Origin of the sequence: Olsenella sp. Marseille-QA0557 (genome assembly GCF_965119725.1) — a bacterium.
Taxonomy (GTDB): domain Bacteria; phylum Actinomycetota; class Coriobacteriia; order Coriobacteriales; family Atopobiaceae; genus Coprovicinus; species Coprovicinus avistercoris.
Map to the genome: position 1 here is coordinate 697,283 of NZ_CBCPMI010000001.1, position 16,049 is coordinate 713,331.

The 16,049-nt window shown below is 49.1% G+C and carries 15 protein-coding genes and 1 tRNA gene; 3 read left to right on the forward strand and 13 right to left on the reverse strand.

The genetic code is table 11. The features are described 5' to 3' along the window. Positions 1-61: 61 nt before the first annotated feature. The 9 genes from ACQY6Y_RS03145 to ACQY6Y_RS03185 all read right to left on the reverse strand — a co-directional run bounded on the left by ACQY6Y_RS03145 (position 62) and on the right by ACQY6Y_RS03185 (position 10,606). Complete coding sequence (locus tag ACQY6Y_RS03145) at positions 62-1,411, reverse strand: dicarboxylate/amino acid:cation symporter (protein WP_428378860.1); 1,350 nt, start codon at positions 1,409-1,411, stop codon at positions 62-64. A 75-nt stretch (positions 1,412-1,486) separates the two neighbouring features. Then, entirely contained in the window at positions 1,487-2,473 is a 987-nt protein-coding gene (locus tag ACQY6Y_RS03150) for an aldo/keto reductase (RefSeq protein WP_428378861.1), read from the reverse strand. Positions 2,474-2,546: 73 nt separating this feature from the next. Further along, positions 2,547-3,512, reverse strand: a complete 966-nt coding sequence (locus tag ACQY6Y_RS03155) for a carbohydrate kinase family protein (RefSeq protein WP_428378862.1) — start codon at positions 3,510-3,512, stop codon at positions 2,547-2,549. A gap of 20 nt (positions 3,513-3,532) precedes the next feature. After that, positions 3,533-4,375, reverse strand: coding sequence for a class II fructose-bisphosphate aldolase (locus ACQY6Y_RS03160; RefSeq protein ID WP_428378863.1), 843 nt, complete (start codon positions 4,373-4,375; stop codon positions 3,533-3,535). Between the two features lie 47 nt (positions 4,376-4,422). Continuing rightward, positions 4,423-5,493 (reverse strand): NAD(P)-dependent alcohol dehydrogenase, encoded by a 1,071-nt coding sequence (locus tag ACQY6Y_RS03165; protein WP_428378865.1) that lies wholly within the window; start codon positions 5,491-5,493, stop codon positions 4,423-4,425. Positions 5,494-5,534: 41 nt separating this feature from the next. Further along, positions 5,535-6,923: an MFS transporter gene (locus ACQY6Y_RS03170; protein ID WP_428378866.1), complete on the reverse strand. Its 1,389-nt coding sequence runs from the start codon at positions 6,921-6,923 to the stop codon at positions 5,535-5,537. A 70-nt stretch (positions 6,924-6,993) separates the two neighbouring features. Next, on the reverse strand, positions 6,994-7,689 hold the full coding sequence (locus ACQY6Y_RS03175) for a hypothetical protein (RefSeq protein WP_428378867.1): 696 nt from the start codon (positions 7,687-7,689) through the stop codon (positions 6,994-6,996). A 70-nt stretch (positions 7,690-7,759) separates the two neighbouring features. After that, positions 7,760-8,920, reverse strand: a complete 1,161-nt coding sequence (locus tag ACQY6Y_RS03180; protein ID WP_428378868.1) for a zinc-binding dehydrogenase — start codon at positions 8,918-8,920, stop codon at positions 7,760-7,762. 417 nt (positions 8,921-9,337) lie between these two features. Then, positions 9,338-10,606 carry an O-acetylhomoserine aminocarboxypropyltransferase/cysteine synthase family protein gene (locus ACQY6Y_RS03185; protein ID WP_428378869.1) on the reverse strand — a complete coding sequence of 423 codons (1,269 nt, stop codon included), beginning with the start codon at positions 10,604-10,606 and terminating at the stop codon, positions 9,338-9,340. 145 nt (positions 10,607-10,751) lie between these two features. Here ACQY6Y_RS03185 and ACQY6Y_RS03190 point away from each other — a divergent pair, with 145 nt between their 5' ends. Beyond that, the gene (locus ACQY6Y_RS03190) at positions 10,752-11,279 is read left to right on the forward strand and encodes a nitroreductase family protein (protein WP_428378870.1); all 528 of its coding nucleotides are present in this window, start codon (positions 10,752-10,754) and stop codon (positions 11,277-11,279) included. Between the two features lie 68 nt (positions 11,280-11,347). Here the strand turns inward: ACQY6Y_RS03190 and ACQY6Y_RS03195 are convergent, their stop codons facing one another. Both ACQY6Y_RS03195 and ACQY6Y_RS03200 read right to left on the reverse strand, forming a co-directional pair. Continuing rightward, complete coding sequence (locus tag ACQY6Y_RS03195; protein ID WP_428378871.1) at positions 11,348-11,983, reverse strand: hypothetical protein; 636 nt, start codon at positions 11,981-11,983, stop codon at positions 11,348-11,350. A gap of 38 nt (positions 11,984-12,021) precedes the next feature. Continuing rightward, positions 12,022-12,633: a hypothetical protein gene (locus ACQY6Y_RS03200; RefSeq protein ID WP_428378872.1), complete on the reverse strand. Its 612-nt coding sequence runs from the start codon at positions 12,631-12,633 to the stop codon at positions 12,022-12,024. A gap of 265 nt (positions 12,634-12,898) precedes the next feature. Here ACQY6Y_RS03200 and ACQY6Y_RS03205 point away from each other — a divergent pair, with 265 nt between their 5' ends. Continuing rightward, positions 12,899-14,179, forward strand: a complete 1,281-nt coding sequence (locus ACQY6Y_RS03205; RefSeq protein WP_428378873.1) for a class I SAM-dependent rRNA methyltransferase — start codon at positions 12,899-12,901, stop codon at positions 14,177-14,179. 28 nt (positions 14,180-14,207) lie between these two features. Here ACQY6Y_RS03205 and ACQY6Y_RS03210 read toward each other — a convergent pair whose 3' ends face one another. Beyond that, on the reverse strand, positions 14,208-15,191 hold the full coding sequence (locus ACQY6Y_RS03210; protein ID WP_428378874.1) for a threonine ammonia-lyase: 984 nt from the start codon (positions 15,189-15,191) through the stop codon (positions 14,208-14,210). Between the two features lie 98 nt (positions 15,192-15,289). Next, entirely contained in the window at positions 15,290-15,766 is a 477-nt protein-coding gene (gene tadA, locus ACQY6Y_RS03215; protein ID WP_428379942.1) for a tRNA adenosine(34) deaminase TadA, read from the reverse strand. 150 nt (positions 15,767-15,916) lie between these two features. On the opposite strand from tadA, the gene ACQY6Y_RS03220 reads away from it, so the two are divergent. Continuing rightward, a tRNA-Ser gene (locus ACQY6Y_RS03220) sits at positions 15,917-16,005 on the forward strand. Positions 16,006-16,049: the final 44 nt, after the last annotated feature.

The following is a 16,049-nucleotide window of genomic DNA, read 5'->3' on the forward strand; positions in this document are numbered from 1 at the left end:
AGCCCTAGATGCCTCTGTATCTTGGCATTCCAGGGCTGGAAAAGGGAGGACTATCTCTCAATTAGCTGTTGTAGACATCTTTGTCGAGCGTACCCTCTTTGTGGCTCACGATAACGCTCGCAGCAGCATCATCAACAACATTCATAGGCATAACTGCCATTCCGGGCACGTAGTTAAGTGCAAGAACAAGTGAGTAGCCCACATAGCACAGAGGTGTATTGAGTCCTGCGCCAAGCATAACAACTGATACAAGCGTAGCTCCAGCTGCCGGAATGGGCGGCGTACCCATGGCGACCGTAATGGCAATAAGCGCTGCGGTTGCAATAAGGGCAGGTGTCATCTCGATACCGGCCGCCGTACCAATGAAGGTTACGGCGATGATTTGCATAGTCGTGGTGCCGTTCATATGAATAGTGACACCTGTTGGCAAAACAAAACTGGCAACGTCTTCAGAAACACCTAGCTCGTCCTTGCAAGTCTTCATGTTAAGCGGCAGCGTAGCTGCAGATGACTGCGTTGCAGCTCCAAACAAAGCAACCTTAGCGATCTTTTTTGCAAACTTAAACGGGTTAAGCCTTGTGAAGATAAAGATCAACAGCGGATAGAGTGTGAAGGCAAGAACAGTGCAGAGGATCATCGTTGTTGCAATCCATACTGCTGCTGGACGCAAATAATCTGTTCCATAAACCGCTAAGCTCCTGGTTATCATGCAGAAGATACACACCGGGCCGAGCTTATCAAGCACAAAGTTTACGAACATTTGAATTATTGCATCGATGCTCACGAATACTTTTTTGAGCGGCTCAACCTTTTCGCCTAAGCGCGACATGCAGATGCCAATAACGATGCCCAGGAAGCACACAGCCAACACCGAGTTATTGCTCGACATCGCCGAAATCATGTTATCCGGCACGATGCTCACAATTACTGAAAGTGGGTTATATGCATCTACCGAGGTAGTCTCTGTCACTACATCATCGGGCAGGATGACATTAAAACCGCCAGATTGCGCAACAAGATATGAGACAGTACCTGCAATAGCAGCAGCTACTACATAGAATCCCAAGAAGGTAATGAGCGTACGAATAGCTAATCTACCAAGCTTTTCTGGCTGAGCAATATCGCTTATGGAGAGTGCCAATGAAACTAAAACGAGCGGCACAATGGATACCTGCAACATATGCATGAAGAGCTGGCTGACGATATAGAACAAACCGATGCCAGAAACACCCTCTGGAGATGAAATATCAACAAATAAGAACTGATAAATAGAGCTCCATAGTGCACTATCTTGTCCGATAGCATTTCTAAAGAAAATGCATCCTATTCCAACAAAAATGCCCAAAATCACAGCTACAAACATCTTTTGCACAATGTTGAGCTTTTTCTTTTTAACCCCCTCAGTGGCCATGACAACCCTCCTTTCTTTGAAAAGGGTGAAAACACGTCTCGCTCGCTTTGAGCGAGACGTATCTGTTTATGTGGATTAACGATCCAGAGCCTCAGCATCCTCGCGCATGGTGCGAAGGTCTTCTTCATCAATGACAATGTCGGCTGCGCGTGCATTCATAACAACCTGATCTGGCTCGGTTGCACCGGTCAGCAGATTGACTTCATCGCCCTGGTTCATAATCCAGGCAAGGCAGAGTGTTGGAATAGAGCAGTCATACTTCTCGCAGAGCGGCTTCCACCCATCGAGCATGTCGATAACGCGCTCCATATTGCCAGGCTGCCACCACTTCTTATTAGCACGAGCATTGCCCGGCTCAGGACGGTAGTCCTTAGAAATGGTTCCTGTGAGCAGACCCTGCTCAAGCGGTGAGTATGCCTGCATAGTAATGCGATGCTCACGGCACAGCGGCAACAGATCATTCTCTACGCCACGCTCAAGTACGTTGTACTTACCCTGAACGAGGTCGAGCTCACAGCAGTCAAGATACTCATGAATCTGCTCGATGCTAACGTTAGCTGCACCAATAGCGCGAATCTTGCCCTCTTTCTTGAGCTCATTGAGGGCGCCTACCGTCTCAGCAATAGGGGTCTCAAATGGTGGAACAGAGGGCCAGTGAGTCATGTAAAGATCGATGTAATCGGTGCCAAGGCGCTGCAGAGACTCTTCAACCTCAAGCTTTACAGATTCTGGTGTAAGCAGCTTGTAGAGCTGTCGGTCGCCAACCTTATTCCAAACCGATCCCTTACGATTCCACACAACGCCGCACTTGGTGACAAGAACAACCTTTTCACGATCGAGCTGCTTCAGAGCCTTACCGACAATCTCCTCGGAAGCACCGAAGTTATAGCCAGGAGCAGTATCCACCATGTTAATGCCCTGATGAGCTGCTTCGATAATGGTGTCGACGGCGTTCTGCTCGCTGGGGCCACCGCTCCATGCAGGGCCGCCTCCGATTGCCCATGTACCAAGGCCCATTTTGGAAACCTGAATGCCCGAACTACCAAGTTCCATATAACGCATGTTGTATGTCCTCTCTCTTATGTGAGGTAACACGGGGGCCACATATGTGGCCCCCTATGGGAGGAAGTGAAAATTAACGGGGGTTTTGTGCGCGGTACTGCGCCATACGCGCATCAAAAACATCACGGCCAGTAATGCCGGTGGTAGCACCAATGCTCTGAATAGCAATGGAAGCTGCTACGTTTCCGTACTCGCCACATTCACGAACATCTTTGCCTTCAAGCAACCCCGTAATAAAACCAGAGGCAAAGTTATCGCCGGTGCCAGTCGTATCAAGGGCTGTAATACCTTCAACTGCTGGCACTACAAACGGCTCGTATCCCACACCATCAATAAGTGCGCCTTTACGGCCAATTTTGATAATGACGTTCTTTACGCCATAGGTCAGAATCTTTTCAGCTACAGCTTCAACCGTATTCTCGCCTGTCATTTGTTCTGCTTCTTCAACGTTCGGGAAGAAGTAGTCCACGTAGGAAAGCGCTCCAGCAATATCGTTGAAGGTCTCGCCCAGACGAGGCTTAATCATGTCAGCGACAATGGTCATACCTGCATCTTTGGCAACCTTAAAGATTTTTACAATCGCGTCGTTATCGAGCCGAGGGCTGTTGAAGAAGCTTGCCATTGACAAAATCTTGCCACGCGAGATGAGCGAAAGGTCGATATCATCGCCGCAAAGCTTCCAAAGGCTGCCGTTGCGATTTGTTACAAAGGTACGCTCACCATCTTCGGTAATAAGGGCAACGTTAATGGAGGTATCGATTCCATCCACTCGGCGTACGCCCTCATGGTTAATGCCTACCGTGTCACAATGGCGAATGATGTAGTCACCCACTGCATCGTTGCCAACGAGACTCATAAGGCCAACTTTGCCACCAAGTCGCGTAATAATTGTCGACTCATTGATGGCATCACCGCCGATAGTCATGGAGATTTGCTCGAGGGGATACGATTCGCTGTCGAATATGTTTCTGCTGACCGGCTGGAGTGGCACATCTACAATTGCTGCGCCGACGCAGACAACATCAAGCGTCTTATCCATTAAAAGCTCCAGTCCTACCGTTACCTAACATCAGCCTTGTCAGCATCGCCGAACAGCTCGATCTTGTACTTTGCGCGATCCTTTACTGCCTGGCGCACTGCACGCTCGAGCTCGAGGAACGAATCGTCGGTGTGCTCGCGAATAGCGCCCATAGCAGCGTCGCAGAGCTCAGTGTGGATGTTGATCTTTGCGATACCGCAGGAAATGGCAGTCTTAATGTCTTCATCACCAATACCGGAAGCACCATGCAGAACGAGTGGTACATCAACAGCGTCGCGGCACTTCTCAATAACATCAAAGCTAATCTTGGGCTCAGCGCTGTAGTGACCGTGTACATTACCAACAGCAACGGCAAGTGAGTCGCAGCCGGTACGCTCTACAAACTCTGCTGCCTGGCTTGGGTCGGTATAGGCATATGCAGCGAGTGCCTCTTCATACACGGTCTCATTGCCCACATGACCGAGCTCTGCCTCTACTGGCACTCCCAGTGGATGGAAGTAATCAACAGCGGTCTTGATCTCCTTGATGTTCTCCTCGAAAGGCAGAGCAGAAGCATCGCGCATGACGGAGTTCATGCCATGGGTATAGGCATTCTGAATAATTTCCATGCTGCGACCGTGATCCCAGTGAGTAATAACTGGAACCTTGGCCTCCTTGGCCATAGCCAGCATCATCCAGCAAAAGTCCTCAAAGACCGTGTTGCCTACGAAGCCAGTACCAAAGGAAATAATAATAGGAGCGTTCTCTTCCTCAGCAGCGTCGATAACACCCATGAGCATTTCGGCGTTCCATACGTTGAAGTGAGGGATTGCGAACTGGCCTTCCTTAGCCTTGTTTTCCCAGAATTTAATGTTTGCAAGCATTGTTATTCTCCTTGCTTACGTATTCCTAAAACCTGCTGAGTGCCGCTTTATTCGCAACCAGGGGTACCGGCAACCTTTACAACACCCTTGACCATGTCCTGCTTTTTCACCGGGTCGATTGCATCAGAGAAGGCCTGCTGGACATCCTTGTAGTCATAGATGTTGGTGACCATGTCTTTGACATTAAATTTGCCAGTAGCAATGGCCTCGATAGTGCGTGGATAGTCATTGCAGTAGCGGAAGGAAGTCTGGATAGTAACCTCGCGGTTGATCTTGAGGAAGTTAATAGGCACAGGCTTGTTCTGCGTGCCGACCATCATGATCTTGCCGCCACGTGCAACGAGATCTACTGCTTCCTGTGCCAGGAAAGCGGAGCCTGAGCACTCGAAGACGAGATCCACACCGTGATCGCCAAACTTCTCGTCAGAGCGGAGGTAAGAAACAACGTCTACCTCTTTGCCATTAAGTGCTTCTTTAGCGCCAAGCTTCTTTGCAAGCTCAAGCTTAGAAGGAATGACATCTACGACTGTAATGTCAGTTGCGCCCAAGCTCACACAAGCCTGAAGCGTCATAAGACCAATGGTGCCACAGCCGAGAATAACGATGTGGCTGCCTAATGTTGCGCCACCAAGCACTGCTGCGTGCATACCAACAGCTGCAGGCTCTACCAGAGCGCCCTCCATGGTGGTCATGCCCTCAGGTACGTGATAGGTCCACTCTGCCGGATGAACCATATACTGGCAGAGAGCGCCGCGATAGTTGGGCTGGGTAGCCATAAAGTCCACGTCGGGGCAGATGTTATAGCGACCCTCACGGCAGTACATGCAGGTTCCATCAGGCACACCAGGCTCGATGAGGACCTTATCGCCAACCTTAAACTCCGTTACCTCAGAGCCGACAGCAGCAACTTCACCGGCAACCTCATGACCAAGACCAATCTCTTGATTGGGGTCTTTAGGCGGGATGAACGGACCAAACTCAAATCCGTGGATATCGGAACCGCACATACCAACATACTCAACTTTGAGCAGAATATCGGTTGGACCAGGCTCAGGAACAGGCGCTTCCTTTATCTCAAAGTGCTTCGGTTCAACAAGAATTGCCTTGCTATTTTTCATTGCAACAAACACTCCTTCAGCAATTCGCTGTGTATCTTGCTTTATTCGTCAAGGTCACCGATTGCCTCAACAGACTCGCCACGAGTCTCAACACCTGCTGCTCCAACAGCCACGGCGATGATTACCGAAACGGCGGCAAGCAGGACAAATACGTAACTGGAGTTCATGGCAGCAAGTGCTGTAACCAGGAACGGGAAGAACACGTTGGCCAAACGTCCCATAGCGTTGCAGAAACCAGAGCCGGAGAGCTTAGCGGAAGTCGGCCACATCTCCGGAACGTATACAGCCGATGCGTAGCAAACGTACATATAAATGATGGTGTTCATAAGGAACGTGAGGGCAATAAGGCCGGTCATGTTCACGATACCCATCTGCGTAGTAACGCCGATGATAATGCCGAAGATAGCCATACCAGCAAGCAACAGAACGCCCATGACCTTACGAGGAATACGGTCCATGATAAGTGAGGCGATGAAGATACCAAACGGTGCGCCAAACAGACCAAACATTGTCATGAACTGAGAGGTAGAAGTGTCATAGCCAAGACCTACGAGCAGCGACGGCATCCAGGTCATGAGGGTGTACTGAATGGTGTTCATACCGATAAGAACAAGCGAACCAACGATGGTACGACGGAGCAGCTTGCCATGGAACAGAGCAGAATACGGAAGATTCTTGACGGGCTTAGGAGCTTCGGTAACAGGAGGCAGTGGCTTGCCAGTGGAAGCCTCAATGCTCTTCTCGATCTGAGTAAGAATGGCATCAGCTTCCTTAACGCGGCCCTGAGATTCAAGCCAACGCGGGGACTCGGGGAAATTCTTGGCAATAAGAATCGTGGCAATAATTGAAAGAATCGAAGGAATCATGAACTGAATACGCCAGTTCAGATCGCTCGGGATTGCCATAACGATAAGGATGAAACCAATAAGGTTGCAAATGGGGTGAGCCCAGTTACCAATGAAGGAGTTGCGGCTCGACCAAACACCACGGTTACGACCAGGAACATACTCGGTAAAAGCTGCAAAGAGAACAACGAGCAAAGCACCGAGACCAAGACCCTGCAGGAAACGGAACACATACAGGACGTAGATGTTAGGAGATACTGCAGCGCCAATCATAACGATGATGTGGATCGTCTCGTAAAGCAGGATTGACTTCTTACGACCGATCTTATCGCCAATTGGGCCACCGATAAGTGCGCCGAACAGTTGGCCCAAGGTATAGGTGGTTCCCCACATTGCGAGCAGCGTAGTACCAGGCTGCAGCCAGTGGATCTCGTTCAGAAGGATGTTCTGAACAGAACCGGCAATGCCGTTAGACCAGCATACAAGCAGTGCAAATGCAACAATAAGCCACATTTTTACGTGCCAGCTAGAATTGGGCAGGCGGTCAAGTCTTGCACCGATATTCGCCCCTTTTACTTCACCCATTCATGTTCTCCTATCTGTTTTGTATATTTGTCCATGCCTTGCATGGTTTCTGACTGCTATTTGGACTGAATTACCAGCAAACTGCCCCATCAAGCGCGGCATCAACTTCGCCCTGCATAATGTCCCAGGCGGTTTCGATGTTCTCGTCTTTGTTCCACAGTGCTGGAGGACCAAGAACAACAACGTCAGCACCGGCTTCATACAACGGGCGATATACATCGCCATTCATTGAACCATCTGCCTCGATAAGGAAAGAAAGGCCCATATCTTCACGCCACTGAGCGAGCGTATGAATTTTGTCGTACATTGGCTCAATGACTTTTTGTCCTGCGTAACCAGCATCAACAATCATGATGGTTACTTTGGAAAGCAGTGGCAGATAGTGGCGGATACCTTCAAGTGGTGCAGCGGGATTAAGCGCAACACCAGCCTTGCAGCCGAGCGAAATAATCTTGTTAAACGTGACAAAAGCATCGCTTTCGATGCAGTCAGTATGCGGAGTAATATACGTTGCTCCAGCTTTAGCACAGTCCTCAATAATCCACTGCGGATGCTTAACCATAAGGTGTGCATCCATAGGAGTGGAAGTACGGTCCTTAAGTGCCGCCATAAAATCAGGGCCGATGCTATAGGTCTTTACATAGTTGCCGTCTTTAATATCAATATGAAAAAAGTCTGCACGAGTATCAATAAATTCAACTTGGTGAGCGAAATCAAACAGATCGCAACAACCCATTGATGGCGCAAGCAGCAGCTTCTTGTCCATGAACAAAACTCCAGACTAGTGGGAAACCCGGCAGGAACTCGTCCTGCCGGGTTCGCAATGTCTTACATGCTTATTCGAAGTCGTAGTCGTCGGCGTAATCGTCCTCGCCGTATTCCTTTACGTCCTTGTCATCCTCGTCGTAATGGAAGACGCACTTCACAGCGGACTTGTCTGCCATAGCCTTGAAGCCCTCTTTCCACTGAGAAAGGCCAAGACGATGGGTAATCATTGGCTGCATCTTGATAGCGCCGGACTGAATAAGGCGGATGCACTCACGCCATGAAGTGGAATCGTATGCCTGGTGACCAATGATGCTCTTGTTCCACTCAGTAATGGTGTTGATGGAGAACTCAAGCGGCTTGAAGCCCATGCCCACACGCACAACCTCGCCGTTGGGGCGCAGCATCTCAAGTGACTGCTGAAGGGCAATGTTTGCACCAGAGCACTCGATTACAAGACCAAGATTGTCGCGGCCGCAAATCTCTGTGCAGCGCTTGACTACATCTTCAGTTGAACCATTGACGCAGTGAGTTGCGCCGACCTCACGGGCAATCGGGAAGCGGGTCTCGACATCTTCCTGCAGACCTACCATGACAATGTTGACGGCACCCATGATACGTGCAACCTGAACGGCAAACAGGCCGAGAGGACCTGTACCAAAGACAACAATGTCCTGACCAGGAAGGAAACTAGACTGCTGAGCGATGGCCTTGTAGGAGTTGGAAACAGGATCAAGGAGTGCAGCTTCCTCATACTTTACGCCGTCTGGAATCTCCCAAAGAGCATGTGGGTGAAGACGGAGAATGCCACCGGGGATCTTGGCGTATTTTGCAAAACCGCCAGAACCACCAAAAGCAACCCAGTTATTGTCGAGACCCAAACCTGTCTTGTGCTCGCAGAGCATAACGTCACCGCGCTCACAAGCCGGGCACTTACCGCAAGCTTGACCAGAGTTATCAGATACAACACGCTGGCCGACGTGCCAATCGGTCACATTCTCGCCAACCTTGACGATTACGCCAGCGAACTCATGACCACGAATAGAGTTGATAGTTTCAGAAGTGTTTGATCCCTCGAGATCTGCATACCAGTGCTTCATATCGGCACCGCAAATTGCAGCTGCCTTGACACGGATAATTACATCATCGGGGCCACATTCTGGAATGGGAACATCAATGTAGTGATAGCCTCCAAACTCACCATGATCGCAATAACGTGTCAGTGCCTTCATGTTTCCTCCCTTTCTCTTGTCGCAAGTTCTGTGAACCGATAGATAAATTTTTGTTTCAGGCATCTTTTACAGAACTTAACGAACAATTAGTAACTAACTTTTTGAATTACCTCAGTTTTTGGTCTTAATATTTTTGTTATCTGTAGTTATATCTGTGTTTACAAACTATTTTTCTGTGATTCACAGTTTTGCGATGAGCGGCATGAACTGAGTGGTAAGCGGTTTCTCTCTACAAATAAGGGCCTGACCGACCTCAATGTGTCGATCAGGCCCTTCTATAATCAAAATATATGATGGAATACAGGCATTATTCCATTTATCAAAGATTCTTAGCTCTTTTATTTCTTTGTTTTATCACCTTATCACAGGAAATTGACTACCCCTCTTTCCTGTAACCAGGAGGTGGCCAACTTGCTGTTAGATCTGTGCGAAAGCCTGCTCAAGATCGGCAATAATATCGTCGACCGATTCAAGGCCGCAGGAGAGACGCACCATTCCTGGCTCTACTCCACATGCAATAAGTTGCTCATCGGTGAGCTGGCGATGCGTTGAAGAAGCAGGGTGCAACACACTCGTCTGCGAATCAGCAACATGCACTTCAATCGGAATCATCTTCAAATGATCGAGAAGCGCTGCTGCACGATCACGATCACCGTCCACTACAAATGAAATGACACCACAAGCACCTTCAGGCAAATACTTCGTTGCCAGGTCATGATCAGGGCTCGAGGGCAACCCAGGATAATTAACAGATACCACCTTTGGCTGGTTTTCAAGCCATTCAGCAACACGCAAAGCGTTATCGCAATGCTTTCTCATACGCAAAGGCAGCGTTTCAAGGCTTTCATTGAGGATAAAAGCATTGGTAGCCGGAGGATAGCAACCAAGATCGCGCATAAGCTGAACGCGGGCTTTAACGATAAACGCCGAATTGCCGAAATCGCGTGTATATACCACGCCGTGGTAGCTTTCATCCGGCTCACAGAAATCAGGGAAACGACCCGAAGCTTCCCAATCAAAGTTTCCTGAATCAACAATAACGCCGCCAACGGTGAGTGCGTGGCCATCGATATATTTTGTAGTGGAATGCGTAACAATATCGGCACCCCACTCAAAGGGACGGCAGAGAACTGGCGTGGGGAACGTGTTATCAATAATCAGCGGCAGCCCTGCCTCGTGTGCTGCCTGTGCAAATACCTCCAGATCAAGGACAGCGAGCGCGGGATTTGCGACCGTCTCTCCGAATACACATTTGGTGTTCGGACGCACCTCAGCAAGAATTTCTTCCTTTGTAGCGCGCGGAGAAACATAGGTGCACTCAATGCCAAACCGCTTGAGCGTTACACTGAACAAATTGACGGTACCACCGTAAATTGTTGAAGAGGCAATGATGTGATCGCCTGCTGAAGCAAGATTGATAACAGCAAGAAGGTTGGCTGCTTGCCCCGAGGAGGTGAGCATTGCGCCAACGCCGCCCTCAAGTGCAGCGATTTTCTTCTCAACAGCATCACACGTTGGATTACCAATGCGGGAGTAGAAAAATCCGCTTTCAGAAAGGTCAAAAAGGCGAGCTACCTCATCTGTTGAAGAATAACGAAACGTCGTTGACAGTGTTATCGGAAGGGCTCGAGGCTCTCCATTGCCAGCTTCATAACCAGCGTGGATGCAAGCGGTGCTAATATCCATCAAATCACATCCTCAAGTAGGCAGGCGTATCTACCGTCTGCGTTTTGATGCCAAAGTTGCAATATTTATATTGCAGTTTGGCGCAGTATTGTTTAAGTACCCAAATTACCGCAGTTCAGCATAGTATGGCGAGATTGGAGACCAGATGGAAGCAATTGAAACACTTCTTACACGTAGAAGTTGCCGCTCGTACACTTCTCAGCCACTCGATGAAGAAACACTTGAGCATATTGTAGAAGCTGGCACATTCGCCCCAAGTGGAAAAGGACGTCAGCCCTGGAAATTTGTTGTTGTGACAAACCCGGACGACGTAGCGAAACTCTCCCATATGAATGCTGCAATCATGGGGACGGATTCCGATCCGTTTTATGGGGCGCAAACAGTCATCGTAGTACTCGTCGACCCTGCGGTGCCCACCTGTGTTGAAGACGGATCATGTGCTATCTGCAATATGCTCAATGCAGCTCATGCCCTTGGCGTTGGCTCTTGTTGGATTCATCGTGCACGCGAAGAATTTGAGTCCAACGAAGGCAAAGAGCTTCTTACACGCTGGGGCATTGAGGGAGAATGGCGCGGTGTAGGCCATGTAATTCTGGGCTATCCAGGTGAGGGTTCGGCATTACATCCAGAAGCAGCTCCGCGTCATGACAACGTTATCGTGCGGGTAAAGTAATCTGCAAAAAGAGAGACCCTCGCCGGAATTTTCCAGCGAGGGTCTATCACTTACAACAACGAGTTAGTTTAGAGAAGGCTCGTCATATCGAAATACCACTCGCCGTCGACTTTGATAACGACAACGGTAGCTTCAGTTGTAGCCTCAGAAGGATCGACATCATTCGCTGCCAAGAGCTCTTCGCCCTCAGAAGTAAGATCGAGTCCGACGGTGAGATCTACTTCCTGAGCCTCTTCAATATTGAGGTCCAGATTGTAGTCTGAGCTATAGGTCTCAATGAGGTCGTCTATCTCACTTGAAGAAAGATCCTTCGTATCTGTGGCAGTAACAGTGAACCCGTTGACATAGTCTTCCATGCCAGAAAGAGCGCTGTCCATAGAATCGCCAATTGTGCTCTCAAGTTCAGAGATAACCTCGTCTTCGTCTCCGCCCATCTCGTCCATCAGAGCATCACGAAGATCTGGTGGTAAAAGCTCCCAGAGAGTGTCGCCATCACTATCAAACACTGCCTGAACATAGCCTTCTGCTGCTTCTTCAGGCGTTCTCGTGGGCTCGGCTTCTTTCTCTTCTTCAGCAGGGGCTTCAGAAGACTCTCCGCCGCCACCGCAGCCTACCAACGTCAAGCCACCAACAAGCAGCAAAGCAGCAAAGAATGCCATTAAAAGCGCTTTGATAGATACGTTCGATTTCCTGTTTGTACTCACTGAAGCCTCCTCTTTATATCTTAAATGCTTGAAAAGATTTACATCGACATGCCAGTTGGCTCTACGTACCACTGGCCATCAATCTGAACAACTACCAACGAAACATCGGTGGTTAAATCATCATCGGAAAGATTGTCACCAATAAGGTCTTCGCCATCTGAATTGAGAACAAGTTTTACCTCAAGATCGACTTCTTTAGCAGCCGAGACATTAATCTGAATATCGTAGTCCGAGTCATATGCCTCTACCAGGTCGGCAATCTCGTCTTCATTAAGATCGGTGGAGCCCTGCTCAGTTACTTCAATGCTATCAATATAGTCTTCGACAGAGCCCATGTTCGATTTGCCCATGTCGCTCAACTCATCAATAGCCTCTTCTTCAGTCATATCTTCTTGCTCAAGAGCAGCGTCGCGCATTTCGGGAGACATCAAATTCCACATGGTCTCGCCGTCACCATCAAAGAGCGCTTGCGCGAACTCTTCGGCAACTTCCTCTGGCGCCACCTCAGTCTCAGCAGCTGCATCTGCTGCCTCGCCACTTGAAGTGCCACCACAACCGGTAAGAGCAAGGCTTCCCACTAACATTGCTGATGCAAGCGCAGCTCCCAACAGCGTTCTTATAGAAACGCTTGCTTTATCCACCTTTTTCATGGTTCTTGCTCCTCTAATAAGTTGTCCGGATAAAACGCATTCCTAGACAAAACCTGAATATCGCTTCACTAATTCTACAGATTTACATCACAAACACTGTGACAACAATAAAAGGACTCTGCAAACGGCGCGTAATAAAACCCAGATACCATCCGTCTTTAGCATTGAGAAAAGTCTGTTACTATAAACGGGTCTTATATTTCGTAACTTTTTTGCTCTTGAGCTGAGTACTTTGCTCTGGATATCGTGAAGCCTGGATTTTTGTATGAAGCAAATTCGCCCTTATCCCCGTGCTCTTATCACTAAAAAGGCAGCGCGCGCACTCGCAGCAGGCCATCCTTGGGTATTCGCAGGTGAAGTCCTGCGACTAGAGCCAGCTTCCCTCGATGGACATACGGCTGAAAATGGCGATATTGTCGATGTAGTCGAGGAAAATGGAACATGGCATGGCTCCGGGCTTCTCTCCGAAGCAAGCACGATTCGTATTCGCTTAATCACGCGCAACGCAAACGATCGATTTGATAACGCCTTTTGGTCACGCAAGCTCACCTGGGCTTGGAAGCGTCGCGTTACTGCACTTGGGAATCGCGCTTTGCCTGGTTGTGAGTCAGATCTCACGTGCTGTCGCATTCTTTTCTCGGAAGCAGACGGTTTCCCAGGTCTTATTGTTGATAAGTACGAAGATGTGCTCGTTGCACAAGTTGGTACTGTGGGCATGCAAAAACTGCGCTCTCAGATTTATCCGTTGCTGCTCGATGTACTTGCACAGGATGGTATTGCCATTCGCGGCATTTATGAGAGAAACGACTCGCCCAGCCGTACGAAAGAGGGTCTGCCACTCGAAAAGGGCTGGTTCGATGCCTCAAACGCTTCAAGTACGCGCATTATCGTTCATGAGAACGGCATCGCTTTCGACCTTGATCTCGAAAATAGCCAGAAAACAGGCTTCTTTCTCGACCAAAAATACAACCGCCGCGCTGTGAGGCGGCTTGCAAAAGATCGCCGTGTACTCGATTGTTTTTCCCACGTCGGCCCCTTTGGCCTCAATGCCGCAGCGGGAGGAGCATCTTTTGTTCGCTGTGTCGATGTAAGCCAGACTGCCTGCGATCTTGCACATGAGAATGCTCGTCTTAATAATCTCGATGACCGCATGGAATTTACCTGCGCAAATGTCATGAAATATCTCCCTGACCTTGCAGGTGACAAGCGCTATTTGCGCGAGCAGGGCGGCCCATTTGACCTTATTGTGTTAGATCCTCCAGCATTTACAAAAAGCCGATCAACCGTAAAGCACGCTATGCACGGCTACCAAGAAATCAACGAGCTTGCTATGAAGCTGCTGCCTCGCGGTGGTTATCTTGCGACCTGTAGCTGCTCTCACTTTATGACTACCGAACTGCTTAAGAAAACCCTGCATTATGCAGCCCGCAACGCAGGCGTAAGCCTCTTACAGCTAGAAGAACGGCAACAGGCACCCGACCACCCCATTCTTTGGGGAGTACCCGAGACCCACTATTTAGATTTCTTTATTTTCCAGGTCATTTAGAAAGCAGAAGCACCGGATAAGCCGCGGGTTAATCCTTCTCCTTCAACAGGGTTTCGAGCAACGTTGCATCTATATTGCCGCCGCTAATGACCAGCGCAACGTTGGAACCGCCCACTTCTTCGGGATAATCATGTACAGCAGCAACAACCATAGCGCTTGCAGCTTCGGCAACAATTTGCTCGCGTTCAATCATGAACTTCAATGCGTCGCAGATAGAACGCTCGCTTACCACGATAATGTCATCGATAAGCGTGGGTAGCATCTCGTAAGCAATGCGTCCTACGCCACCGGTTACGGCGCCACAAACCGTATCGCCTGAAACTGGATAGGTGCTGTAGCACGTACCATGGCGAAGCGACTCATACATGGCTGGACAAGCCTCTGTCTGAACTCCAACAATTCGAACATCCGGGCGAATTGATTTAGCACCGACCGCAATGCCTGTAATAAGACCGCCTGTACCAATGGGAGCCACAATAGTATCGATATCAGGATTTTGTTCAAGAATTTCCAACCCGATAGTGCCGGAACCTGCATAATTTGCGGGATCACAGCCAAAAGGATCCATGACATGCATGTTTGAACACTCAATATAGTTGAGCCCTAGCATGAGAGCTTCACTATAGTTCTCACCCATGCTCATAACTCGGCCACCATAAAAACGGATCCTATCAAGCTTTGCAGCGGGCGTAGTAACAGGCACAATTGCCAAACAATTTTCGATGTTAAGTTCGCGGGCAGCATAGGCAAGAGCAACGGCACTGTTACCGGTTGAAACAACACCTACACCTCGTGCGCGTTCACCTAAATTCAGTTGCTCTAAAACATTAAGAGCGCCACGAATTTTAAAAGACTTACCAATTTGTTGGCTTTCCAGCTTATAAAAATAGCGTCTATTTCGGTTACCTAAATAAACAGACTCCTCAAGCCAAGTTCTTCGTACACGTCCCTCAAGACGTTCACGAGCAGTCCGCACATCGTCGATCGAAACATGACGGACCATACTTGGCATTTCGGGCCCTCCTCTTGAGCAGGTGATAGTTACACGGTTGTATTAATCCAACATACGCCTGACAAGCCGCTTTGTCATGATACTGCGATTATTGGTTATTAGTTATCGGCCCTCGGTAAAAAAGCACCTGTCTCTTTTTGACGATTCTTTCTGCGCGCTCGGAAAAAATCTCTCAGTAATTGCGCCGCTTCATCAGATCGGACTCCAGGGCACACTTCAAAGGCATGATTGAGGCGTGCATCGTGGCTAATATCGTAAAGCGTTCCTAAAGCCCCGCCTTTAGGATCAGGAGCACCGTATACACAACGATCTATACGGGCGTTTATCATGAGCCCTGCACACATCAAACAGGGCTCCAGGGTGACATATACCGTACAACCACTAAGCCGCCAACGATCTAACACGCGAGATGCCATAACCATCGCACTGTGTTCGGCATGAGCTGCAGGATCTTTATCCTGTTCACGTCGGTTGTGAGCCCGCGCTATCACTTGCCCGTCATATACAACCACTGCGCCTATTGGTACTTCTCCTTCATCGGCAGCCATGCGTGCCTCTTCAAGCGCAATATCCATATATGCAATATCTTCAGGCGAAATACCGCTTTCCAAGATGTCTTTTGCGTCCACACAGCCTCCCGTATACTCATTCATACACATAGGTTATGAACAAATATCATTTTGCGCTTGATTTGTTCTACTTTGCGATAGAATAGTCCAACGCCCGGAGGGGTGGCAGAGTGGTTGAATGCGGCGGTCTTGAAAACCGTTGGGCGCTCAGCGTCCCGAGAGTTCGAATCTCTCCCCCTCCGCCAGATAAAATGCAACCCCGCACATCCGTGCGGGGTTTTTCTTTAAG

Coding starts and splice junctions, on each gene's coding strand:
- ACQY6Y_RS03145 (WP_428378860.1), bottom strand. CDS start 1,411: ATGGCCACTGAGGGGGTTAAAAAGAAAAAGCTCAACATTGTGCAAAAG.
- ACQY6Y_RS03150 (WP_428378861.1), bottom strand. CDS start 2,473: ATGCGTTATATGGAACTTGGTAGTTCGGGCATTCAGGTTTCCAAAATG.
- ACQY6Y_RS03155 (WP_428378862.1), bottom strand. CDS start 3,512: ATGGATAAGACGCTTGATGTTGTCTGCGTCGGCGCAGCAATTGTAGAT.
- ACQY6Y_RS03160 (WP_428378863.1), bottom strand. CDS start 4,375: ATGCTTGCAAACATTAAATTCTGGGAAAACAAGGCTAAGGAAGGCCAG.
- ACQY6Y_RS03165 (WP_428378865.1), bottom strand. CDS start 5,493: ATGAAAAATAGCAAGGCAATTCTTGTTGAACCGAAGCACTTTGAGATA.
- ACQY6Y_RS03170 (WP_428378866.1), bottom strand. CDS start 6,923: ATGGGTGAAGTAAAAGGGGCGAATATCGGTGCAAGACTTGACCGCCTG.
- ACQY6Y_RS03175 (WP_428378867.1), bottom strand. CDS start 7,689: ATGGACAAGAAGCTGCTGCTTGCGCCATCAATGGGTTGTTGCGATCTG.
- ACQY6Y_RS03180 (WP_428378868.1), bottom strand. CDS start 8,920: ATGAAGGCACTGACACGTTATTGCGATCATGGTGAGTTTGGAGGCTAT.
- ACQY6Y_RS03185 (WP_428378869.1), bottom strand. CDS start 10,606: ATGGATATTAGCACCGCTTGCATCCACGCTGGTTATGAAGCTGGCAAT.
- ACQY6Y_RS03190 (WP_428378870.1), top strand. CDS start 10,752: ATGGAAGCAATTGAAACACTTCTTACACGTAGAAGTTGCCGCTCGTAC.
- ACQY6Y_RS03200 (WP_428378872.1), bottom strand. CDS start 12,633: ATGAAAAAGGTGGATAAAGCAAGCGTTTCTATAAGAACGCTGTTGGGA.
- ACQY6Y_RS03205 (WP_428378873.1), top strand. CDS start 12,899: ATGAAGCAAATTCGCCCTTATCCCCGTGCTCTTATCACTAAAAAGGCA.
- ACQY6Y_RS03210 (WP_428378874.1), bottom strand. CDS start 15,191: ATGCCAAGTATGGTCCGTCATGTTTCGATCGACGATGTGCGGACTGCT.
- tadA (WP_428379942.1), bottom strand. CDS start 15,766: ATGGATATTGCGCTTGAAGAGGCACGCATGGCTGCCGATGAAGGAGAA.